Here is a 23,120-nt window from a genome sequence, read left to right as displayed (position 1 = left end):
ATCGCCACGGTTATGGCTTCATGTTGCCTCAGCTAACAGATTTGCTCTCCATCGATGGAAAGACCGTCGGGTGTCGACAACCCCTGCACTAAAGGACGGGTGCACAAATGACCTCGCCCAGCCAGGTCTGTTGCGGACGGCGGGATCGCATGCGGCTTGGATCAGAATGTGGGAGGCGCCACTGACGCCAAACTTCTCTTCGAGTTCATCGACAACACGGCGGCTAAGCCTGATGGTGGCGGCGGACGCGCGTCCGTATAGGCGTAGTAGATTTGACGTCGCCGTCCGGTCGACATCATAGATCGGAAGCCCCTTAGATCGAAAAGCAGCTTCAATGGCGGGTATCAGATCTTCAGCATGTGGTCCGAGCACCGGCAACCTGACCCTGTCACCACATCCAGATATAGACCCGGCGCCACTCTCTTGTGGGGGAACGGCGTCTACATCTTTAGATATAGGCCTAGTTTTGTACGTAAGTGGGGTGTCAGAAATAACATCCTGGGGTGACTCGTCTTTATCTTTAGTCACCGCGCAAACGGCAGCGGCCTTCAAAACATCCACAGCCGCCCTGAGTTCTAATAGCTGACGCATACCCGCTTCAATGTCACGGCTTCGCCGCCAAAGGTCGCATTGCCGTATGAGGCCTTCCAGCTCGTTGACAGATTGAGAGCCAAGCATTTGTCTGAGCGCCTCAAGTTCGATTTTCAGACCGGTGAATTGCCGCTGAACATTCCTCGCGATTGAGCGATTTGTAGCGCGATCTACCTCTGCTGCCGAAAATTCCTCCACTCGGGCGAATGCGGGGAGCAGATTTATGCCGAAGAATCTTGACCGGTTCCGGTCGGGCGCATCGTTGCACCAGACGAGAAGGGCGTCCCGAAGTTCGGCTATAGCCTTCTGGACCGTGCGCCGACTCATAGCCAACATCCCTTCCAGGGTGTCGTTGCGAGGAAACGCCGTGAAGGCTCCAAGATCCAGTCCACCCTCACCGTCGCAATTTAGGACCGCAATGGCCTGTATCTGCAACAAGGCCAGCATCAACAATTTCGCGCGACGGCTTAGGTCGGATGTGCCGTTGATGTGGCGCCTGACAATCTTCAGCGCCTGATGGTAACTCATGCCGTCTGGCAAGCCTTTAAAGCTTCGTGCCAGAAGTTCGCCACGCAGACTATTGGGCGTGGCTGATCGATGCCCGGTTTTGCCGTTCATGGAAACTCCTCTCAAAGAGGCATTTAGGCAAAGCTCCGCCGTGGCTCGTTCTGAGCGCATTTGCATTGACAGGGCAGGAGAGGGGAAACTATAGTTCTGGTGTGAAATAAACTTTGCGGCTGTCGCCGTCTTTGTTCCCCGCCGCAGCTCTGTTGTGGCGGTTTTTCTTTGTCGTAGCCTCCGGTTGTTGTCGAGCGCTGAGAATGTGCGCCGTAGGTTTTAATATCGCCGATGGTTCTCCAACGACGTTGCTGAACTCTCCGCGAGGCTGCAAGGGAACGCGATCTTGTCGCGATTCTGATTCAAATCAATCGGCGATTGATTTGAAAAACGTTGCCCCGTTCCCCGGCCTGTACGAGGGAAGCTAAATTTGGTCGAAGCTGGCCTCGAAGTGCCTTCGGACTTCAAAAATCGCCCTTGGCCTACCTGTGCGATCGTAGAATAGCGTGCGGTTACTGCTTGCCGCCTTCGGCGTGACGAGGTGCGCCGTGGCGGATAGCGGGGCGCGGAGGAAGCGTTCCCCCTCGTCGGCACCGAAGAAATGGAATGTATAGAGTTCCGCTGCGCTCGGGCTGCGACCGAGGATGCGATAGAGCGACCGGGTGTTCTCTCTGGTATGATGGGCTGCCATAGCTGCATTAAGTTTGGGGTCGTAACGCAGTGCGAGAAGACGCCAACGGGAGAGCAGGGACGGGGGACGACAACGGCCGCCGGATGAACGAACAATGTCGCTGGCGTCCGGAACGCCATAGGCCGCACCATATTGCCTGAGAGTGCACAGCCAGGTGTTTTCGGTAAACTGAAACAAGCCCGAGGCGGACGAGGTCGGTGCGCGGGCAAGGTGATTGAAGCCGCTCTCCCGTCGGGCAAGCCTTGTAAAATAGCCGGTATCAAGGGCGTGAAACCGGGCCGTTGCGAGAACCAGGTCCTGATTGGCTATCTGTTCGGCGGACAACTGTGCCTTGGAGGCCTTTAGACGCCTTACCCTCATGCGGAAGATGGGGGTCGGACGATAGGCAGCGCGCTTTTGCGCGTAGATATCATGATAGCTGAGGCGCGCGGCAGCGATGGAGATGCGTACATCGGGCGATCTGCTCATCTCGTCCAAAAACGCAGAGAAGTCGTCAGGACGGAAGGCGATGGGATCACGAGGCGCGCATTGAGAAACACAGGTGGGAGAGGGCAGAACGGCTGATGCGTCGGTGTGAAGAGACAGCGCCGCCAGAGCAGCGCTAAGCCAAATGACGCTGGTCATAGGCCACTCTGAGTTCGCCAGTAACCGTCGAGTGCTTCTGCATCAGTGAGGTGACCAGATAGGTAAGATCTTGGGTAGTTGTATAGGATTCAGCGATCAGGAAGACTTCATGGTTTTTGACGGACAGGTACTGTGTCAGCGCAACAAGGTGTTCAACCTTGCCGATGTCACCATTGAGAAGCTTCTTCAGCGTGGGTGGGGAGACGCGGATTTCATTGCAGATAGCCGCCGTTTGCATTGCGTCCGGATCGGACATCGACCGCATTTTAATAAGACACTTTAGTACGCGAGCGACACGCGATCGCGTGTCATCGCCCGCCAGTACGTTTTGGAATTCGTGTGACATGTGGGAGCACCCCTTTGCATCACATCGATACTTGACATAGGTTCGCAGTCAAATCAAGCGGTGATTGATTTGATGCTACTCTATCGTCCTGCGCGAGCAAAGGATATTGAATTTATTTAGAAGTTTTTTGTGGCGTGCGTTTCTCAGCCACGCTCAGAGGCACGATCTGCTTCGCAGTCAGACTCGGATTTCTAGGCTTTAGGTCAAGACAGGTCGCTGACCACTAAACCGCCAACGCCCCATCAGTGACGAATTCCCCGACCTGTTCGGGAGGAATGACGTACTTATTGCCGTTGTGGACGATCAGATAGAGGCAATAGAGGTAGAGCGCTGCGACGCCCACGGTTCGCTTGTTCCACTTGTACTGGATGAAGCTGTCACGGGTGTTTTCGCGAAGCTTGTCTACCGCATCTTCAAGGCTCGTGTTCAGTTCCGGCGTGAGATTTACGCCCTGCCGTTTTTGCTGGTCATAAGTATATTTGTCAAAAATGCGCTGCCAGACCTCGTCTCCGGAGAAGCTCAGGAGATAGCACAAGGCCTCGGGAAGAATGCTCTTGGTGGATGCCGGGCGCTTGTAGCGGCCGATATACTCAGCAAGGCCAAGCTCAATGACATTGCTGAACTCTTCATCGTTTATCAGATTGAGGACAACACGTCGCCCATTCGCCAAGGGACCTGGAGGCGTCTTCCTCCGCTTTTTTGCGTCGACCGCGGACGAGCCCTTTGGGGCTTTGGACGATGTGGTGGTTTCTGTCGCTTTTTTCGAACCCGGCATAGGCAGCTCAATTAAAATAGGACCCATTTAGAGCCTACCTTAAAATGAAGACCGATCAAGTCAAGCGCCGCTTGACTGAGATTTTTGCGGAGGTGGTTGCCATTAAGTCATTGTAGCAACTGCAATTTATTCCATTGGTCGGGATTCAGTGTAGCGAGAAAAGAAAATTATTTTCCTTCGACAGGAGCAAAGAAAGCTTACTTCGAGGCAAAAATTTCTTTTCGCGAGCGTTATAAAAATGTGAAGTGGCGAAATAAAATTTCAAATTCGGAAAGAATATTATTTTTCTGATTGAGTAAAGAGTTTTGGGTGATTTGACTGATCTGGAAGATGAATGGGATTATTAAGATGCGTTAAGGTTTTGGCGCGCCTTTTAACTCATTTCTCCGAAGGATTAACATGAAGAAGCATCTCATGCTGAAAACCGACCTGACCGCCGCTCTGGGTCTGGTTGCCGTAACCGGTCTCGCTCTCGTTGCAGCGCACGCCGGCACCGATACGACGTTCAACGCCACCACCACGGTCCTGACGAACTGGTCGGAAGGTTCTCTCGGCAAGATGGCCGCTGTCGCTGGCATCGCAGGCGCTCTCGTGGGCCTGGTGATGAAGTTCGACTGGCGCCTGATCGCCGGTGCAGCCGGTATCGGTCTGACTGCATCGACGGGCCCGGGCATCGTCTCCGCCCTGTCCTCCGCCATCTTCTAATTTGGCCTCGCCGCGCAGCCGGTCGAGAGGTCCAGGTCACGGAAATCTACCGGAATGGGGGGAGCCCACAGGCTTCCCTCGCGCAGTCGAGGCGTCCTGCTGAAGCGAACGGGGCTGTCGGAGACCCCTGGCGCGAACGCAATGGGTAGGAACCCTGCATGGATACCAGAATTCCCCAGTATCTGGATGAGCCAGAGCGATATTTTATTTTCACGCCAGATGAACTCGTCGTGGTCGTGGTGCCCTTGGGCATCCTGACGATCGTCGCAAACTTCCTCATCGGGCTAGCCGCCGGACTTACGGCCTTCTGGTTACTGCGGCGGCTCAAGAAGGGTGGTTCGCTGACACGCTTGCTTTGGTTGATGTTCTGGATACTTCCTTATGAGGTTATGGGTTTGAAGAGGACCCCGCCCGCCCAACATCGTCTGATGGTGGGTTAGATGGACTTCGCCAAAACCCAGCAAGAGCGAAAACTTTTCGCATCCCGCCTTTCGGTGATGACTCTCGTCGCGGCCACGAGCATTGCGACCAATGCTTGCTTGGCCATGGTGCTGGTCGGGCAATCTCGCACACTGATCATTCCCACTATTCCTTCGGAAGTGTCGATTGATGCTTACGGTGCCGCCGACCCTTTGTATCTTGAACGTTTCGCCCGCGACACGTCGTTCCTGTTCCTCAATCGGTCTCCAGAGACGCTGCTCTACTTTCAGCGCGAAGCGCAAAAGATCATGGAGCCGACGGCTTATCAGGAAATGCACAAGATCCTGGTCAGGGACCGGCAGGAGGCGATTCGGGAGAACCGTTCTCAGTCTTGGTTTCCGAACGATTTTTATGTCGATCCGAAAACCATGTACGTCGAAATACGCGGCACTGTTCGCATAGAGCAGGGCGGCCGGGAGGTCGATGCGCAAAGCAAGGTCTATGCGCTGACCTTTTCAAAAAGCGGCCAGCTCGTTCGGCTTAAGAGCTTCACTGAGATCACCCCCGACGAGGCGCGTGGCGAGAAGGTGAAGCCAGTTCAATCCCTTACGGAAGGATAGACCATGCGTGTTTCCGCGCTACTTGGCTGTGTCAGTGTGCTCGCCTTTGCGTCGGCCGTTTCGGCCGAGACCGTATCCGTGAAGGGAGAGCAGGTATCGCTTCAGGTGTCTTCGACTCAGATGTCGCGCGTCCACATTCAGGGAGAGCGGATTGCGACGGTCCGCACCCTGCAGGCCGGTGAGGACGCGGACCTGCTCATAGAGAAGGACGAGGCGACAGGTGACGTTTATGTCGGGTTCGACGGAGAAACGACGGGGCAGACCTATTCTGCTTTCCTGACCACGGAGAGCGGCAAGACCGTCCAGGCGACCTTTCACCCTGTGGAAGACACCGCCAAGACCTATGAGCTGAAGATGGAAGGCACCTTGTCGGCAAACAGTCCGCCGGCGATCCAATTCAAACGAAATGGCTATCCGGAGACCATGGCAGCGTTCGTGAAGCTGATGTTCAATCCCGAGCGACCGGAAGGTGTAATCTGTAGGTCGGGACGGAGCCAACCGACCCAGACGGCGAATTTCCAGGTCTGGACAATCGAGCGCTGCGACGCCGAGGGCATCTCGGGCACCGTCTTGCACTTCAAGAACACCTCCACCGTACCTCAGACCTTAAGTGCTGACGGGTTCCTGGTGCGCCAGGTGCTGGCCGTAGGCATCACCGATGAATTGCTTTCACCCGGTGAAGAGGCCCGGGTCTACATTGTCGAGGAGGCGCGGTGATGGAAGGAATTTCAACGCCGCCCGCGGAGGAGGCCACCGACGAACGGGTTGTGTCTCCCAATGCCGAGGCGAAGAAAAATGCCACGTTGTTATGGGCGTCCATCATTGGCGTGGCGGCTGTTATCGGGGGCTTTGCTGTTTACAGCACCGTCTTCCCTCCCGACGTCAAGTCACCCCAGAAGCTGACGAAGGAGGAAGCGGTGCGCATAAAGGGCACCGCCTCTGTGGCCAGTGGCGTCCCGATTTCGCCGACGGCGGAGAATGCTCAACTTAAATCCGAGCGATCGGACATGGATGCGCGGCTCCGCCAACTGGAAGCCGAAAACGCAGCGTTTGCTGCGGAGAAAGAGGCTTTGAACGCTCGCAATCTCCAGGACCGCGAGGAGGCATATCAGATGCTTCAGGCGGAACGGAATCGTCGAGGTGGCAGCGATCCGCTTCCTACCCGCGGATACCCCACCGAGGCGGCAGATGGTGCCGGGTTTTCCCCGACCCCAAACCCGGTACCATCGCTTCAATCAGGGGCGGAGGTCAAAGACCGCCCACGCCGTATGTTCAAAACTGTCTCCCTCAGCTCGTCGGGTCCGGTCGAAGGCGGCACCGTTGAAAAGGCTGCCGTGCAGAAGGGCGGTGCGGTTTCGGATCGCGTCGAGATCTTCGATCCAGCAGAATTCGTTCCTCCCAACTCTTACGCAACGGCTCGGGTGCTCGTCGGTGTCGATATGCAAACTGGTGTTGGCGGAAACTCTGACCCAAAACCTGTTCTCTTGCGGGTGCAGGGGCCCGCGATCGGTGTCGGAACGTCGGGTAAATTTCAGTCGTCAGACTTGCGGGGCTGCGTCGTGAATGGTGCCGCCTATGCGGAACTCTCGTCTGAGAAGGTTTATGTCAAGCTTCAGCGGATCACCTGTGAAGCCCGCAATGGGAAGTTCCTGACCGCCTCCGTCGAGGGCTACGTCACGTACAAGGGCAAGACGGGCGTCCGCGGCAAGGTGGTCCGTCGTGAGGGGGATTATGCCTCCAAGGCGCTCGTAGCTGGCACGTTCCAAGGTCTCGGCAAGGCCATGGAGAAGAATGTGCAGAGCACGATCTCTGGCCTAGGCGGGGAGGAGGGGGGTGGCACCTTAATCAACGCCCGCCCCCTCAGTTCGAGCGAGATCGGCCAGGCGTCCGTCGGGTCCGGCATCTCTGGCGCATCCGGCATGCTGGCCGACTACTACATCAAGCGCGCCGAGCAATACCAACCGGTTATCGAAATGCCGACCGGCGTTGATGTCGAGATCGTCTTCCTCGCGGGCTTCCGCTTCAAAGAAACCTCAAAGAAATAGGTGCCCCCATGCATCGCCTCCTGAATATCAGATTTGCTGTGCCAGCCCTCATGGGCCTTGGCGCCCTCGCTGCGGTCGGCATCGCCTTGACGCTTCAACCTCAAGCCACTGAGGCCAGCGTAAAGCGTCGCATCGCCGAGCAGTTCCCAAATAGTACGGTCAGTTCCGTCTCATGCAAGACGGCGATCGGTCTGTGCGAAGTCGTCATGGGCAAGAACCTACTTTATAGCACTAAGGACGGACGTTTCGTGGTCGTCGGCGCGGTTCTGGATCTCAAGGATCGAAAGGACCTGACCGATCAGCGCCTGAAGGAGCTGGCGGCGGTCGATGCGGCAACCTCTAAGGTGGGCGGCGAGATTGTCCAGGCCCCTGTGAAAGCGGCAACCGCTACCAAACTCAGTGTCACGCTGCCGAAGGCTAATGCGGTCGTGCATAATCCAGGGGCTCCCCTGAAGATGACAGTGTTTGGCGACTACAGCTGCGGTTACTGCCACCAGCTTTTTGCGCAATTAGCTGGCTCCACCAATATCGAGATTACTGAGTACCCAATTGCGATCCTTGGACCGCAGTCTGCGGAAAAGGCGCGTCTTGTGATGTGCGCGGGCGATCGGGCGGCAGCAGCCGAGGCGGCCTATACCGGCGGCGAGATCAAGGCGAGCGGTGACTGCTCGCGCTTCGATGCCTTGATCGCCGAGAACACCCGATACGCTCAGGCCAACGGCATCAATGGCACGCCTGCCATCATTCGCGCTGATGGCACGGTCAATGCCGGTTTCCTTCCCTTGCCGGACCTTATTCGCTTTCTGGAGGGCAAGAATGTTTAGAGGCCTCGCTCTAATTGTGCTCCCGTTTGTGCTGACTGCGTGTGCGTCGAACAATACCTCCACGAAATGGACATGTATTGCGGAAGGCGACCACTGCACGTCGATTGCTGAAACGGATGCTCGTCAGGACAAGACCCGCAAGATTTCGGGCGATGCCGTGATCTTCGACACCAAACCTGCACGCTGGTGGGAACCGAATGCACCAGGCACCGCAACACGAGAGTTCGATCCGCGTCGTGACGGTGATCAGGTGATGCGGGTCGTTGTCGCACCGTTTGTTGATGCGCAGGGTGACTATCACGCCCGCAGCGAGATCTTCGCCGTGGTGCGTCGGGCACAGTGGTGGTTAACGCCGCCCGTGGCGAAAACGGCCGCGCCCGACCCTGGAGCAGAGTTGTCACCTGAGACTAAGGACAAGGCACGGCCATGAACTTCAACCTCGATGCCGTCCGTCGTGAGGTATTCAGAGGCGCACAGAAGCTGGTGGCGGAGCGGATATTCGGTGACATGCCCTCGGTTGATACAGGGCTGAGCCGTGAATTTCCGCCCAGCCTGTCTGGCTACTTGCCCTATCGATCCTTTGATGAGGTTCGTCAGCTCTATGTCCAGGACGCGACTGTCGGACTGGTTCTCGAACTGATCCCGCTTCTCGGGGTGACCGATGCGCAGCATGCGCTGTTGGCCCAGGTCTTCAATGATGCCTTGCCGGATGGGGCTCATGTTCAGATCATCAACTACGCGTCGCCTCGGTCAGGGCACATCGTCGACACCTGGGCGCGCAGTCGGTCTGCAGGTGGAGAAATCTTTGAAGAACTCGCCCGGCATCGTCGCAGCCACCTTATGCAAGGCATATGGTCTTCCTTCTCGAAGGCGGGACCGTTCTCAATGCGCGATTATCGCGTCCTCCTTGCCATTGAAGTGACGGGGGACGTCGGAGGATCGGCAGGCGACAGCCTCGCCGAACTGCGCGAAGTGATCAAGGGGACATTCGCCTCAATGGGTGGGGCGGCCTTTACCCTTATGCCTGACCAGCTTTTGTCATTTTGTTCCGCGGTACTCAATCCAACCTCGGCCACCAATTATGATGGTCTTACCTATGATAGGGGCGACTGGTTGAATGAGCAGATCGTACGTCGGGATACAACGATCACGCAATATCGGGATCGCCTGGTCGCGACGACTGCCTACGAGGGTGATCGGTACGATCAGGAGGCAGCGCCGGCGGATGCCCGACGGGAACGATGGGAGTTTAGGGCTTTCTCGCCCACACGCTTTCCGGAGAATGCGTCGCAGGCTGTTGTCTCCCGGCTTATTGGCGATTTCTACAATAGTCAGCTTCAGAATATCGGGTCGAACCTGACGGTCTTGTATTTTGCGCCCATGACGCTCGATGAGAGCAAGACGACTGTCGAGATGAAGACGATGCGAACCAGCCAACAGGCCAGTTCGCCGACGGCGAAGTTCTTCCCGGCGATTCAGCGCGCGGCCGACGACTGGAACACGACCAATCAGGCGGTCTCCATGGGCGCCAAGCTTTGCTATATGGGAATGTTTGCCATTTCCATCACACCATTGGCCGAGGCGGACCGCGCCGAGCGTCAACTGCGCGCCGTGTGGGGTGGTGCTGGCTTTGAGTTGTCGCGCTCGGACGTCCTACACCTTCAGACCCTCCTGGCGGCCCTGCCGCTGACAATGGGCGACGGGCTGGCGGATGACTACAAGGCGCACAAGCGCCTTCGCCGTATGCCGACAAGCTGCATGGCTATGCTCGCACCGTTTCAGGGTGAGTTCCGTGGATTTCAGCGGCCTGACATGCTGCTTCTGGGACGCCGTGGCCAACCATTCTTCTTCTCACCGTTTTCCAATGAGGAAGAGGGGATGGGCGGCGGGAACCACAATGTCTCCGTCATTGGCGCGTCCGGTTCCGGAAAATCGGTTCTGATGCAGGAGATGGCCGGGGGGCTGCGAGGCCGAGGCGCTGACGTCATCGTACTCGATGACGGCTATTCGTTTCGCAACACCTGTAAGATTCAGGGCGGACAGTTCATCGAGTTCAACCTGTCCAGCGACCTCAACATCAATCCGTTTTCTCTGGTTGACTATCACGACGCTGAGCTTGACGAGGAGTATCGCTCGGAATCGATAAATGCCCTGAAATACACCGTCCTGCAAATGGCCAAGGGCGACGATCAGTACCAGAAGGAAGAGCTGGGTATGATCGAGCGTGCGGTCGTCGATGTGTTCGACACCCGGCGCGGTGACGGCGGCATCGAGGATGTTGCCGTCTACCTTGAGACCCATTTCGGTGCTCAGGGCCAAGCCATGGCGATTGCTATGGAGCCGTACCGGGCGCGTGGCAGCTACGGCAAACTCTATAACGGCAAGGCTAACCTCGAAATCAGCAATCCCTTCACGGTATTTGAGCTTTCCCCCCTCGAATCCAAGAAGGATCTGCGCGCGGTCGTCATTCTCTCGCTGCTGATGGTTATCCGTCAGCGCATGAAGCATGGCGGCCGCGCACGGAAGAAGGCGCTGTTTATCGACGAGGCTTGGCAGTTGCTGGGCGACGGTGCAGCGGGACCTTTCATTGAAGGATTTGCGCGACGGTGCCGGAAAGAGGGCGGCGCCCTTATCACTGGGACTCAGTCTCTGGAGGATTACCAGCGAACAGCCGGCGGCCGCGCCTGCATCCAGAACTCCGAGTGGAACATTATTCTGAAGCTGAAGCCGGAATCGGTTGATGCGTTTGCCAGCGAAGGCATTCTGCGCGCGTCTGAGGCCGAGCTTGAACTGATCCGATCGCTTTTTACTTCCCAGGGCGAATATTCAGAGGCCTACATTCGCGGGGCGGGAACGAAATTTATCGGGCGGCTCGTCCTCGATCCTTATTCGCTCGCCCTTTATTCGACTAAGCCGGAGGTGCTCGACGCCATCGAGCGGCTTGTGGCCGGTGGACACTCCGCGAAAGACGCCGTGCGGTCCGTCGCCTTCAAGGCGCCGATAAATACCCAGTGGTCGAAGGAACAGATCAACCAGGCCGAACTCCTGATGGGGGACGGCGAATTGAAGCCGTTCATCCAACGATACAGCACCATGTCCAGTCGAGATCGACGGGTGTTCGCTCACCGTCTGTTCGGTGAGATGGGGGGCGACGATGCGCACGCTGGTAAATAGGATCGAGGCGCGGTTTCGGCGGATATCGTGGCATTGGACTTTCCATCAATTGGAGAGCGCGGCGATTGCCTTCACCGCATTCATAGGACTGACGCTCGTTATCTTTGGCTTTCGGGTCGATTCCTGGATGCATGAGTGGGGCAACTTCCTACGGCATTACACCGTCGCCACCGAGGTGGCTCGTAGACCCGTCAACCTCTTCCTCCTCGCTGCCTATCTGGTCCTACTCGCTGTCGTTTGGCTGAGTCGAAGGCCGAAAGGAATACCCAATGCCTGAAGTCAATGAATCCAACGCCGAGACGCCTTCGGTTTCGACTACGCCGGAGCCGAAGGCAAGACGTCGTAAGATTTCCCTTCCCACGCTTCGGGGAAGACATGTGCTGACTGGCCTTCTGGCTATTAACATGCTCGTGACGGGCGCCTTGTGGTTTCGCGTCATGACGGACAAGCGCCCGGTGATAGCGACTATTGGACTTACGAGCCTTGCGCGGAACTACGCGCAGTCACTGGCCAGTGATCCCAATGTCTCGCCTGAGGCATTGCAGATCCGCACACAGCTTTTTATGGCCGAAGGACAGAAGGAAATTGATCGTCTGACGGCGGATGGCGGCATCGTCCTGCTGGCGCGCGAATGTGTGCTGAAGGGCGAAGACGTCGATCTTACCCCGCAATTTGCAACCTCTCTAAATGCGCAACTCGCTGCGACGAAATCGCCAACTGTAGGGACGGTCTCCGATGCTGCGGCTCAATAGTGTCCCGAAATTCAGTCGTCCGGCCAAGATAGTTTGGTGCATCGCTGCGGCCTTGGCGTTGTCCCACCTAGGTGGTGCTATTGCAGATGACCACCAATTCTTTCTCAACGAGACTGAAAGCCTGCCGAACTGGGCGTTCTGGGTAAACAAAAACGAGCTTACGCCGAGGCGCGGAGACTTCTTTGCCTTCGTGCCCCCGCCGAACCCTTACTATCCAGCGGGCTTTCGTTTTGCGAAGCAGATCGTCGGCGTGCCCGGTGATGTCGTTGACGTTCGCGGTCTCGATTTCTTCATCAACGGCCGCCACGTCGGCACGGCTAAGACTCATGATCAACGGGGGAATCCTGTCGAGATCAGTGCTCAGGGCACGATTCCAGACGGAAAGTACTTCGTTGTCACGCCGCACAAGGATTCTTTCGACAGTCGTTATGCACTCATCGGGCTGATCGATCGGGACCGTCTTGTCGGGAAAGCTTATCCGGTGCTGTGATGAGGACGCTGTACACTATCGGTTTCATCGCAATGACGCTGTGCACCAGCCTCCCGGCACGAGCTGGCGATTTGGGCGCATATGGCCCAACCTTCGAGATTATTGAGACCGACCTGCTGAGGGATATTCTGTCTAAGCTCAGGAAGGCCGAGTCCGATGGCCGCATCGATGACCTGAACCGAAAGTTCGCTGATGCCACGCGGAAACGGGTAGAAAACCCACCGCCGGTTCCCGGTATCGTGACAACGGTAAAGGCGCGAACCTGGCTTTATGATCCGTCTATTGTCGTCCCGGAGACCCTGGCCGATGACAAGGGGCGGGTGTTCGCTCGAAAGGGCGAGCGGATCAATCCCCTTGAGAGACTGCCGACCTATAACAAGGTCCTTGTCTTTATTGATGGTCGCGATACGCGTCAGGTCGAGTTCGCGGTAAACCAATCCCGAAAATTTGGGCAGGACCGTACGGTTCTGATCCTAGTCAATGGCTCGCCCATGGGCACGATGCGCGCGAGGAAGCAGGTCTTCTATTTTGATCAGCTCGGAACACTAACGACGAAATTCGGCATCACGCAGGTCCCGGCCACGGTTAGCAAGGAGGGTCTTGTCCTTCGGGTCCGGGAGGTCGGGCTATGAGGTGGTGGGGTCTGCTCACATTTTTAGTCAGCATGGTGATTTCGGGGGCCGCCTCTGCATCACCAGCTGACGCCTTGCGGCACTGCACGGGGCGGTTCGTCAACCCTATTACGGCACCGTGCTGGGACTGCATTTTCCCGCTCACCATAGGCTCGGTGCCCATCTGGCGCGGCAAGGGCGTGCGCATCGATGCACCAAATCCTTCAAGCCCGATATGTGCCTGCGGCACGCCCATACCCCGCGTCGGCCTGACCATCGGCTATTGGGAACCCTCGCGCCTGATGGATGTAACGCAGAAGCCGTTTTGTTTCCCTAATCTAGGCGGAATGTCGATCAGCCCGGGCTTTGGCTATGCCGGCAAGAGCGAGTATCGTCAGGAGAGCGGTGCCGCTCGTACGGCTTACCACGCGCACTATTATGTTTATCCGCTTCTCGCCTGGCTCCAGATTCTAACCGACTTCGTCTGCATGGAGTCGTCGGGCTTCGACATCGCCTACATGACCGAGTTCGATCCGCTTTGGAACTCGGATGAGCTGAGCGCGATCATCAATCCAGAAGTCTTTCTCTTTGCCAACCCAATCGCACAGCTCGCTTGCAGCGCGGACTGCGTCGCGGCGACGACTGTCGGGCGTCCCATCCAGAAGCTATTCTGGTGCGCCGGGTGTCAGGGCAGTCTCTATCCGATGACCGGCCAGGTCGCCGGCGACTACGGCCCACTGACCGGCTCACTACATGTTGCCGAGAAATTCCAGGCTAAGCTTCACCGAGAACTCTTGGCCTGGGGCACTCGGGGAAGTCTCTCCCTGTGTCAGCCGATCCCCCAGCCCATGATGGATAAGCTCCAATACCGCTTCCAGCTCGTCACACCGGTTGCCCACAAAAACATGTTCAGCTGCACGGCCATCGGCAAATCGACCGTTCCGTATGAGCACCTGAAGGTAATCCCGGTGAAAGGGGAGGACATTGGATACCTCGTCTGGAAGAAGAGGAATTGCTGTGCGCTCTGAACATTGGCTCATTATTGGTGCCGCAGTGTCGGCAGTTCTGGTCGCTTCGGTTGCCGTGCGCGGGCAGGATAACCGGTTCCAGATCGAGGATTTGGTGAAAAGCGCTCAGGAGCGTTCGGATGCGATGAAGGCTGATCTGCTTGGCCTGGAGGCGAATACCGAGGAACGGACAAGGCAATATGTCCAAGACGCTGCCAAACTCGCCAACGGCAACCGTGAGAGGTTGCGAAAAGGCCTGACCTACCTTGGTAAGGAATACGACATCGACGTCTTTGACACCGAAACCCGCGTGGAGGACGGGGTTATCTACGTCGCCGTTTCGCTCTCTATGCCGCGGGAAGCTCTACGACACCTATCAGCCGACGCCCAAAAGGCGGGTGCTGTCATGGTCATTCGGGGGTTTGTCGGGGGAAGCTTCAAGGCGACGCGCCAGATTCTGCTGAAGACCTTCACGGAGGAGGAGGCTGCCGGCGTCCTGATCGATCCGCGCGTCTTCCAGCAATACCGGATCGATCGGGTGCCGACCTTCATCGCGGCGGATGCGCCGGTATCCTCCTGTGAAGACGGTGGCCTTGAGTGCATCCGGTCCGACGTGCCGTTCGATGCTGTTCGGGGTAACATTCCTTTGGCGACCGCACTCCAGTTGTTGGCTGAAAAGGGTGAGGCGGCACCGCGCGCGGCGCGCATAGCGGCCAAGCGTCTGGAGAGCCCATTATGAGCCGGCTTATTTCGTTCGTGGTCGCCCTTTCGCTGTCATTGCCGTTGAGCTTTGCTGTTGCTCAGGCACCCAAACGCGAAGATTTCGGCGCGGCCCTCAATGCGTCGAATGCTGCGACCAACACCAGTAATCTCTATGAGACCTTGCCGGGATACCAAGGCGATGCGCCTGACGTTCAGGCGCGTTCGGATGATGCGCCTTCCGACCTTAACGCCAATGGGATGGTGGCTTCGACGACGAATAGCCTGACGCCGGTGATTCAGTCGAACCAAAGCTTTCTCGGCGCTAACCGGATCGACGAAAACGCGACGTGGGTCAAGAACGCGCTCGCCATCAACGGCGACCCGCAAGCGACGGCTGACGGCGCGACGGGCGGCGGGTCAAACGCCTGCCACCTGCAGACGGCCAGCACTACGGAGACGACCCTCTACACCTGCGAAAGCGGAAACGTGATCGGAGAGGGCGACTTTAGCTGTTCGCTGACGCGCGGTTTCCGAAAGAAAGACCCGGTTACCCGATCCTGCGTGACCAGCCGCTATACTGGTGTCTATGGTACAGTGCCACCGGAGTACCGGTACATCCATCACTGCCAGCGCGCTATCATGCACCATGGCCTGCCCGACGCCAGCAATGGCTGCGGCTATCTGACGGGATCTGGCGCATGTCTGGCGCTTTACGGATTGGGGCCTGACTGGGCGACGGTTTGTAATCGGGTCATCACGGGACGCTCCAAAGTCACCTATGAGGGTATGTACGAGGAGACCTGTGCGGACACGGCGGCATGCACCCAACAGACGTCGGTTTGCCGCTCCTATTTTGGTGTCGGCTTTTGCGAACGGGAGGAGAAAGACTTCCTCTGCGATGCGGGTGGATACGAAGACCTGGGTGTCAGTGATAGTGGGTGTAATGCGTTGCTGGCCAATCCAACCTGCACCCAGCGCGGCTCCAGCTGCGCCCAGACGGCAAATATGTTCCCCGAAATCATGGCGCACTTCGGGTTCGCTGCCGACTACTGCCTTTCGACCGCGCATACATACCGCTGCCAGAACATCACCGGCACGGGCAGTAATTGCGAGCCGGACGCCAGTTGCAGCTTCAAAACGCGGACCTGCATCGACGAGACGGCTGCGGGCGACGCTGGCTGCCAAAGCTGGGAAAATGTCTATGAGTGCAAAAAGGCAGTCACAACACCTGTCGATGCGTCGGTGTGTGACGCGTCCTGGGTCATGGGAACGACCACTATCGAGGCCGTCGATAATCCCGACCAGGACATTGCGTCGGCTGTTTCAGCGCTGAACGCCGCCAAGGGCGCCTCCAACACATTCGAAGCCGAGATGTCGATCTTCAAGGGTCAGGATCTGCGCTGTGGCAAGGCTGTGCTCGGCTTCGCCAACTGCTGCAAGGATTCTGGCTGGGGCACTGATGTCGGCTTGGCGGAATGCAACTCCAATGAGCTGAAGCTGATGGAGAGCCAGAAAAAGAAGGCCTGCCACTATGTCGGCACCTATTGCAGCAAAGACAGTCTCTTTGGATGCTTGCAGAAGAGCATGACCTATTGCTGTTACGGCAACAGTCTGGCGCGCATCATCCAGGAAGCCGGCCACCAACAGCTGGGCATCGGCTGGGGGAGCGCAAAGTCGCCCAATTGCGCGGGGTTCAGCGTCGAAGATTTTCAGAAGCTCGATCTGACCAGTGTCGATTTCTCGGATTTCTACAACGAGAAGCTCGGTCAGCTGGCCGAGACCGACCAGGGTTCGACTGTCGCCGCGATCACCTCCTCCATCGAAGCCATGAATGGCTCCGGAACACCGAAGAAATAGTGACATGATCAGAACCACAAAAATCTTATCGGTCGTCCTCGCTCTGTCGCACCCGATGTCAGCCTTGAGCCAGGAGTTACCGCCTTCACAGTCCCCAATCTCGCAGGACTTTGACCAGACCGACTATTGTGAGCGTCGTCTTGGTCAATGGTTTTATTGCGAAATACCTGTGCCTCCAAAGCCGAAGCCCAAGACGACGGCGACCGCACCCGAGAAAGTTCTGCCTGAGCGGCATCCGGATCTGATCGCAGCTGAGCAGTTCAAGAAGGATATGGAAGACGCGCGCCTGATTGCAGTCTGGAATCCATCGACCGAGAATATCCAGCGCTACTACGCCTTCCAGCAAATGGTCCTCGAAAAAGGCGGTACGTTCGCGGATTCATGGCGACGCATGGTCTGGGAAAATCCATCCATGGATTACACGCTTCAGCGGCCCATCAACACGGCGGGGAAGGCGGAATGGCTTCAGGCCCGGAATACTGACAGGGACCTTTTCTTCCGTGCGGCCTACGATCAGATCGGCATTTTCTATGTCTATCGGGGTGACTGCGGGCCCTGCCGGGTGGCCTCGCCGATCGTGAAAGAGTTCGGCACCCGATATGGCATCTCCGTGCGGGCCATTTCTGCTGATGGCGGCGCCAATTCGCATTTCCCGGATGCGCAGATTGATAAGGGTCAGCTCAAGGCCTGGGGCCTGACCTCGGCCGTGACGCCGGCGTACATGATTTTCCAGAAGCCGACGGCATCCGTTCGCGGCGCTTTGAAGCCAGTCACCTTCAGGGTGACTGACGGCAAGACGATAACGCTTCGGCCTTGTCAGAACCCAAAGGGCTGTCTGACCTACATGGGCGCCGGTGTGCTGTCGGTCGATGACCTTGCCGACCGTCTGTTTGTGACCTTGGCGACTGAACCGGGCAAGGATTTCTAGGAGGGGTAGATGAAATCGCATTTGAAGACTGGGGTCTGTATTTTTCTGGCACTGTTCAGCTCGACCCCCGCGTTGGCTGACGTCGACGGCGCTATGGACAATTTCTGGTCGGACTCGATGTCAGCGACCAATGGGTCTGGCCCATCCGTCTACCAGGGGCAGGCGGCCGGCTATTATACGCTTGGCAATTACAGCTATCGAGCGCCGCAGATGAACACGCAGATCGCGTCGGTGGGCGTGCCGTCGGTGAAGTCGGGATGCGGCGGCATCGATATTTACGGCGGCTCGTTCAGCTTCATCAACTCCGATCAGATCGTCGCGACGATGAAGGCCATTGCCCAGAATGCCCTCGGCCTGTTGTTTCAGATGGCCGTGGATTCCCTGTCGGAACTTTTGGGCTCCAACATCAAAGACGCCTTCAAGAAAATGCAGGACCTGAACGGCGTGAATATCAATAGCTGCGAGGCGGCTCAGAACCTCGTCGCCGGCACCGTCAATCGGATACAGGCGGCGCAGGCTAAATCCTGCACCGAGGTCGGTACCACGAGTGGTATTTTCAGTGACTGGGCGAAGGCAAAAGAACAGTGCGGGGCCGGAGGGCAGGCCGAAGCTACGGCCGCGACAGTGGCGGCTGATCAGAAGCCGATCAACCGGAATGTGGCGTGGGAGGCGATTCAGAAGCATCCGCTATTCCGGGATGACACTGAACTTGCCCAGACCATGATGACCCTTACAGGCACCGTTGTCATCGCTTCGAATGGTGGTGCGACCTCGATCGATGTCATCCCCGGTGATGCCAACAAGGACGGCATGATTACCAAGTTTCTCGATGGCGGAACCTACCGGGTCCACCAGTGCGCCAATACGGAATGCACCCAGGTCACTAAGTATGCGCGAGATGTGACTCTCGCCGCAAATCGCAGCCTAAAGCAGCGCGTTTCGACGATGCTGGTGTCGATCGTCAACAAGATCCGGTCTCGGACGCCGCTGTCAGACGATGAAAAATCCTTCCTCGGTCTGGTCAGCTTGCCGGTCTACAAGATGGCGAGCGTTCAGGTGGCCTATCAGGGCGGGTTCGCCGCCATCGAAATGGAACGATATTCAGATGTGATTGCGCTGGATCTCGTTCTTACGTGGATGTCGCAGAACATGGCCGAGATGACCGCAGCCTCCCAAAACCTCGTCGGAGTCGATGAAAAGCTGCTCGTCGACTGGCAGGATAATGTACAGTCGGTTCGGCAAGAGCTGTATCAGCGTCAGGCACTTGTGCAAGACCGGATCGTGGCGATGGAGTCGATCATCGCTAAAACGCGGGAAGTTGAGAAGATCATCTTCTCTGAAGGCAACTCGCGCATCGCGCAGAGCCTGATGTTCTCCAGCACGTTCAAGAACTAGGGGCACGGCATGTGGGAGGTCCCTGTCTACGGTGGCGGTGAGCTATACCGCAGCATCTTCAATGCGGTGGCCCTAATGACGGGCATGGATGCAGCCAGCTCCATGATCGCCTTGGCGATGATGCTGGGTCTCATATTCGGGATCGTTAAGGCGATCTGGGATGTGAACCTTGGCAAGATCGTAAAGTGGTATCTCATGTGCGCTATCATTTACGGCGTGATGTGGGTGCCGAAGGTGACCATTCAGGTCACCGATCGCCTAAACCCCTCTGTCACCTACGCCAATGTAGCCAATGTGCCGCTCGGCGTCGGCGTCACCGCTTCGCTCGTCAGCAGGGTAGGGGACCGGATCATTCAGTTGACCGAGACCGCTTTCGCCGATCCCGCCGACTTACAATATTCACGGTACGGCATGGTCTTCGGAGCAAAGCTCTATTCGCGCATATCCGAGGCGCGGCCCATCGACCAGCAGCTCTACGTGAACTTGAAGGCCTATATTCAGGACTGTGTTTTCTACGATATTTTGGATGGAACGATATCGCCGGAAGCGCTGAACAAGTCGAGCGACCTCTGGACGGTCATCTCATCCAGCCCGAACCCGGCGCGCACCATGCTCTACTACTCGGGTGCGGCCAGCGAGATTAAGACCTGCGACGAGGTAGGCAATGGCGCCGGGGGGCTATTGGCGCCTCTGATTGCCGCAGACCTGACCAATGTTCAAAAGGTCATCCAGCGTAACATCGACCCATACGCTATGGAGGCGACACTCACGACCCGCAATGCAGGGGCATCGAGCGCTATGCTGACAGCTATGGGTGTGGCGTCCCAAAATTCGACGGACGTGTTGCGTCAGGCGGTAATTGCCAACATGCTGAAAGACGGGCTCGGCAATAATCCGACCACGTCTGATGCACTGGCCAGCGCCCAAGCCGAAATCCAGACTCATAACGCGCAGAAGCTTCTTGGGGTGATCGGCGAGAAGGCCGTGGTCAACCTCAAGATCCTGATTGACTTGCTGTTCATCGGGATATTCCCGACCATATTCCCGATCTTCCTCTTCCCTGAGGTCGGGCCGCGGATGATCAAGGGTTATCTCTCGGGCTTTGTTTATCTTCAGCTTTGGGGGCCGATGTATGTGATCCTGCACAAGATCATGATGTTCAATTCGGTCAACCGATCGACCGAAGCGATGTACCTGCCCGGCGGGAGCAGCGAACTGAACCTGATGAACATGGATGCGGTGTCTAAAGCGAATGATGACGTCTGTGCGCTGGCTGGCTCCATGATGTTGATGATCCCGGTGATCGCCGGCATGCTGACCAAGGGCGCTATGGCTGTCGGCGCTCAGGGTGAAACGCTTCTTGGGAATTTCCGGGCGGGTGCAGAATCTGCGGCATCGTCGCAGACGACGGGGAATTTCAGTTATGGGAATGTGACGCTGGATACGGCGAGCTTCAACAACGTCCATGGTAATCAGCAGGTGACGAGTGCCCGCTATGATAACGGCAACGCTCGCACCGTGGATGGCTATGGCAACGAGACGTTTCATGGGGCCAATGGATCTACCGGTATAGTGGCCAATACATCGAAGATGGCGACAGGACTGCTGTCGAACCAGGGATGGTCCGAAAGCCTCGGCCGGACAAGCCAGAGCTACGCTGACACCGGCACCGGTCTGCGCCATTCGGTCCAGGTTGGAACTTCTGTTGCCAATTCCCAGATCAAAGAGGCCTTCTCGAACTGGTCTCAGGGGAAGGAATGGCGCAATACCAACAACAGCGGCCATCAGGCACAGATTGGCCAAATGCTTTCCATCGCTGACGAGGCCGTAAAATACCGCCAGACCCGATTTGGTGAGAGTGAATCTGAGGCGAAAGCCCAGATCGCCGCAGGCACTATGGGTGTCGGCGGACAGGCAGGGCTAAGTACGCCTGGCGGTAAACTAAAAGGCCTCGATGCAGGCGTTTCGATCACAGGCAGTGCGAGTAAAACTGGTCAAACGACCGGGACCGAAGCAAAATCGACCGGGAGAGATGCGGGCCTTGATCAGCGGTTCAATCAATCGCTGAGCGATACCTACCAACGAATATCGACCGATCAGGCCCAAAAGTCCTACTCGGCGTACAAATCCACCGGGAAGGGCGGTCGAGACGTTAATGCGACGACTTGGACCAGTACGCGCTCTATCAGCGATACGGCCGACGCCTATCAAAACGCAGGCAAGCGCCTCAGCGCCGAGCAGTCGAATGTCCAGAACGCGGGCGAGTCGATTTCCTCCGATGAGACGCGCGCCTATTACGACTGGCTGGTGAATACCAAGGGCATCGACAGGATGTCGGCCAGCGAGATCGCAGCCGGTGTTTCTCCGCAGGCTCTCCAGACTGGTCGCGCCTATGGCATGGAATATTTCGACTGGAAGGCTGGTCAGTTGGGCGACAGCAGTCTTAGATCCGATTGGGCAGGTGTTCAGCAGCCCAAGCCCCTCGACAGTTCAGAGGTTGAGCGCGACCTACGTAGGGCAGACGCACTGGATGACAAGGACTATCGAACGGCGGGTGAAATCGGAGCCTCCACTCCGAGCGAACGATCGACCCCAAAAGCTTCCGCAGCACCCGCCAAGAAGTCCCGTTCCAAAGGGGCCGCGAAGAATGTCGAATCTCCAACTGCCGACGCGCCGGCTGGTAACAGCGATCTGTCATGGAGCGGTGTCGCAGGTAATGTCGATCAGATGCTTGGGTCGACTGGCGCAAATGTTCGTGGCGGTCGTTCGGGCGTAGACGGGGAACTAGAGCGGCTGAAGGGTCAGGAAATTGATACGGAAAATTCGATCAAAGATAATGTCGCTGAAACTGGCGGTAAGGTTGCTGGTTTTGTTCTGACAACTGGGCTTCCAGGCTTGGCAACACGTACACTCGCTGCCAACTCAAAAAAGTCGAAACCTAAGTAGGAACCAAAATTGACTTATAATCGGCGATAGGCTGACCAAAATCGATAAGACCCGAAGAAAGCGAGCGCACACACCGGCACAACAATGATCATAGCGTTCATGGTCTTTGCGAAAGCTTCGGGGCTGTCGAACATGCCATCTGCCATGTAGAGAAAGGCGAAGGAACCGAGCAATCCTAGAACGATAGCCATGATTAAGTAGGAGGTCTTGTGATCCTTGTACGTGTGCGTCAGATGCTCGTTCGCAAATTTCTCTAAGTTCGACTGAGCTTCGGGCGTCAAATTTAGCCCGCCCGTCGAGCGATTGGCCGCGAGATCGTTCAACATTTTCACTGCTTCTGGAGTGAGCTTCGGTTCGTTTGAATCAGACATTTTGCCCCCGCACGGTTCTTGCCTTGTTCCTCGATATAACCGGGCTGCCACTGCTATTCAAGCGCGAGTTTAGTAAAATTTCCCCCTTGATCCCGCACCTGCGAACGTGTTTTATCAAACCAATCAAGCGCCGATTGATTTTGTTTCACAATTGCCGCTTTTCTGTGAATATCTAGTGGGTTGCTACTATGTGGGATGCAATATTGAGGGGATGGGAATGGACTGGCTTGAACTCGTTTCAAATGAAGACCTAAAACCCAAGGTCGAGGTTACAGGCCTTGTTGATAGGTTGGTTATTCGCTTTGGGAAATCGGTCTCTGATAGGCTCAAATGGCGCGTCGCGTCCGCCCGAGTACAATACGCTGACGCAGCAGGGCGCTCGCTCATTCGTGTCCTTCCAGACGCCGGGGCCGATTGGCAACTGACGTCGGCTGGGAAGGGCGGCGGCTTGGTGGTCGAAGCCGTTCAACTGGCTCCAGATACCGTATTTGAGGCAGTTCAATGCGTCTGTGATATCTGCGAAGATGGCAGCGCAGTCATCACCTTGCCCATTGGCTATCGGGTTGCCAAGGGTGAAATGATCAAGAAGCGCCGAAAGTAATAATTTACCGACCGGACGGAAACGTTGTTTCTCTCGAAATAACACTCCTTATGGGCGAAAGCTTTTGCGAACTAAGTTGGTAGCGTT

The 23,120-nt window shown here is 56.9% G+C and carries 23 protein-coding genes; 18 read left to right on the top strand and 5 right to left on the bottom strand.

What is annotated here, in order from left to right:
- Positions 1-18: 18 nt before the first annotated feature.
- The 4 genes from ACK8OE_RS18385 to ACK8OE_RS18370 form a co-directional block, all read right to left on the bottom strand.
- Entirely contained in the window at positions 19-1,209 is a 1,191-nt protein-coding gene (locus ACK8OE_RS18385) for a helix-turn-helix domain-containing protein (protein ID WP_410273785.1), read from the bottom strand.
- A 364-nt stretch (positions 1,210-1,573) separates the two neighbouring features.
- Complete coding sequence (locus ACK8OE_RS18380) at positions 1,574-2,464, bottom strand: hypothetical protein (RefSeq protein ID WP_410273784.1); 891 nt, start codon at positions 2,462-2,464, stop codon at positions 1,574-1,576.
- Entirely contained in the window at positions 2,442-2,810 is a 369-nt protein-coding gene (locus ACK8OE_RS18375) for a hypothetical protein (protein WP_410273783.1), read from the bottom strand. The genes ACK8OE_RS18380 and ACK8OE_RS18375 overlap by 23 nt, the downstream gene beginning before the upstream one ends.
- 223 nt (positions 2,811-3,033) lie before the next feature.
- Entirely contained in the window at positions 3,034-3,585 is a 552-nt protein-coding gene (locus ACK8OE_RS18370; RefSeq protein WP_410273782.1) for a hypothetical protein, read from the bottom strand.
- A gap of 399 nt (positions 3,586-3,984) precedes the next feature.
- On the opposite strand from ACK8OE_RS18370, the gene ACK8OE_RS18365 reads away from it, so the two are divergent.
- The 17 genes from ACK8OE_RS18365 (at position 3,985) to ACK8OE_RS18285 (ending at position 22,061) form a co-directional block, all read left to right on the top strand.
- Complete coding sequence (locus ACK8OE_RS18365; protein WP_410273781.1) at positions 3,985-4,290, top strand: hypothetical protein; 306 nt, start codon at positions 3,985-3,987, stop codon at positions 4,288-4,290.
- Between the two features lie 158 nt (positions 4,291-4,448).
- Positions 4,449-4,730, top strand: coding sequence for a type IV conjugative transfer system protein TraL (gene traL / locus ACK8OE_RS18360; RefSeq protein ID WP_410273780.1), 282 nt, complete (start codon positions 4,449-4,451; stop codon positions 4,728-4,730).
- Complete coding sequence (locus ACK8OE_RS18355) at positions 4,731-5,330, top strand: type IV conjugative transfer system protein TraE (protein WP_410273779.1); 600 nt, start codon at positions 4,731-4,733, stop codon at positions 5,328-5,330.
- A gap of 3 nt (positions 5,331-5,333) precedes the next feature.
- The gene (locus tag ACK8OE_RS18350) at positions 5,334-6,047 is read left to right on the top strand and encodes a type-F conjugative transfer system secretin TraK (RefSeq protein ID WP_410273778.1); all 714 of its coding nucleotides are present in this window, start codon (positions 5,334-5,336) and stop codon (positions 6,045-6,047) included.
- Positions 6,047-7,375 (top strand): TraB/VirB10 family protein, encoded by a 1,329-nt coding sequence (locus ACK8OE_RS18345; RefSeq protein WP_410273777.1) that lies wholly within the window; start codon positions 6,047-6,049, stop codon positions 7,373-7,375. The genes ACK8OE_RS18350 and ACK8OE_RS18345 overlap by 1 nt, the downstream gene beginning before the upstream one ends.
- 8 nt (positions 7,376-7,383) lie before the next feature.
- Entirely contained in the window at positions 7,384-8,199 is an 816-nt protein-coding gene (locus tag ACK8OE_RS18340; RefSeq protein ID WP_410273776.1) for a DsbC family protein, read from the top strand.
- Positions 8,192-8,629 (top strand): TraV family lipoprotein, encoded by a 438-nt coding sequence (locus ACK8OE_RS18335; protein ID WP_410273775.1) that lies wholly within the window; start codon positions 8,192-8,194, stop codon positions 8,627-8,629. The genes ACK8OE_RS18340 and ACK8OE_RS18335 overlap by 8 nt, the downstream gene beginning before the upstream one ends.
- On the top strand, positions 8,626-11,373 hold the full coding sequence (traC, locus tag ACK8OE_RS18330; RefSeq protein ID WP_410273774.1) for a type IV secretion system protein TraC: 2,748 nt from the start codon (positions 8,626-8,628) through the stop codon (positions 11,371-11,373). The genes ACK8OE_RS18335 and traC overlap by 4 nt, the downstream gene beginning before the upstream one ends.
- Positions 11,374-11,642: 269 nt before the next feature.
- Positions 11,643-12,125, top strand: a complete 483-nt coding sequence (locus tag ACK8OE_RS18325; protein ID WP_410273773.1) for a TrbI F-type domain-containing protein — start codon at positions 11,643-11,645, stop codon at positions 12,123-12,125.
- The gene (lepB, locus tag ACK8OE_RS18320; protein WP_410273772.1) at positions 12,109-12,615 is read left to right on the top strand and encodes a signal peptidase I; all 507 of its coding nucleotides are present in this window, start codon (positions 12,109-12,111) and stop codon (positions 12,613-12,615) included. The genes ACK8OE_RS18325 and lepB overlap by 17 nt, the downstream gene beginning before the upstream one ends.
- On the top strand, positions 12,615-13,247 hold the full coding sequence (gene traW, locus ACK8OE_RS18315; protein WP_410273771.1) for a type-F conjugative transfer system protein TraW: 633 nt from the start codon (positions 12,615-12,617) through the stop codon (positions 13,245-13,247). The genes lepB and traW overlap by 1 nt, the downstream gene beginning before the upstream one ends.
- Entirely contained in the window at positions 13,244-14,254 is a 1,011-nt protein-coding gene (gene traU / locus ACK8OE_RS18310) for a conjugal transfer pilus assembly protein TraU (protein WP_410273770.1), read from the top strand. Before traW ends, traU begins: the two co-directional genes overlap by 4 nt.
- Positions 14,244-14,972, top strand: a complete 729-nt coding sequence (gene trbC, locus ACK8OE_RS18305; protein WP_410273769.1) for a type-F conjugative transfer system pilin assembly protein TrbC — start codon at positions 14,244-14,246, stop codon at positions 14,970-14,972. Before traU ends, trbC begins: the two co-directional genes overlap by 11 nt.
- Entirely contained in the window at positions 14,969-16,792 is a 1,824-nt protein-coding gene (gene traN / locus ACK8OE_RS18300) for a conjugal transfer protein TraN (RefSeq protein ID WP_410273768.1), read from the top strand. Before trbC ends, traN begins: the two co-directional genes overlap by 4 nt.
- A 4-nt stretch (positions 16,793-16,796) precedes the next feature.
- Positions 16,797-17,720, top strand: coding sequence for a conjugal transfer protein TraF (locus tag ACK8OE_RS18295; RefSeq protein ID WP_410273767.1), 924 nt, complete (start codon positions 16,797-16,799; stop codon positions 17,718-17,720).
- Positions 17,721-17,729: 9 nt separating this feature from the next.
- Positions 17,730-19,115, top strand: coding sequence for a conjugal transfer protein TraH (locus ACK8OE_RS18290; RefSeq protein ID WP_410273766.1), 1,386 nt, complete (start codon positions 17,730-17,732; stop codon positions 19,113-19,115).
- Positions 19,116-19,124: 9 nt separating this feature from the next.
- Positions 19,125-22,061, top strand: a complete 2,937-nt coding sequence (locus ACK8OE_RS18285) for a conjugal transfer protein TraG N-terminal domain-containing protein (protein WP_410273765.1) — start codon at positions 19,125-19,127, stop codon at positions 22,059-22,061.
- Positions 22,062-22,075: 14 nt separating this feature from the next.
- Here ACK8OE_RS18285 and ACK8OE_RS18280 read toward each other — a convergent pair whose 3' ends face one another.
- Positions 22,076-22,432 (bottom strand): hypothetical protein, encoded by a 357-nt coding sequence (locus ACK8OE_RS18280; protein WP_410273764.1) that lies wholly within the window; start codon positions 22,430-22,432, stop codon positions 22,076-22,078.
- A 106-nt stretch (positions 22,433-22,538) separates the two neighbouring features.
- On the opposite strand from ACK8OE_RS18280, the gene ACK8OE_RS18275 reads away from it, so the two are divergent.
- Positions 22,539-23,033 (top strand): hypothetical protein, encoded by a 495-nt coding sequence (locus tag ACK8OE_RS18275; protein ID WP_410273763.1) that lies wholly within the window; start codon positions 22,539-22,541, stop codon positions 23,031-23,033.
- Positions 23,034-23,120 lie beyond the last annotated feature (87 nt).

Origin of the sequence: Asticcacaulis sp. W401b (genome assembly GCF_046503825.1) — a bacterium.
GTDB lineage: Bacteria > Pseudomonadota > Alphaproteobacteria > Caulobacterales > Caulobacteraceae > Asticcacaulis.
This window is presented reverse-complemented; position numbering and strand designations above follow the sequence as displayed.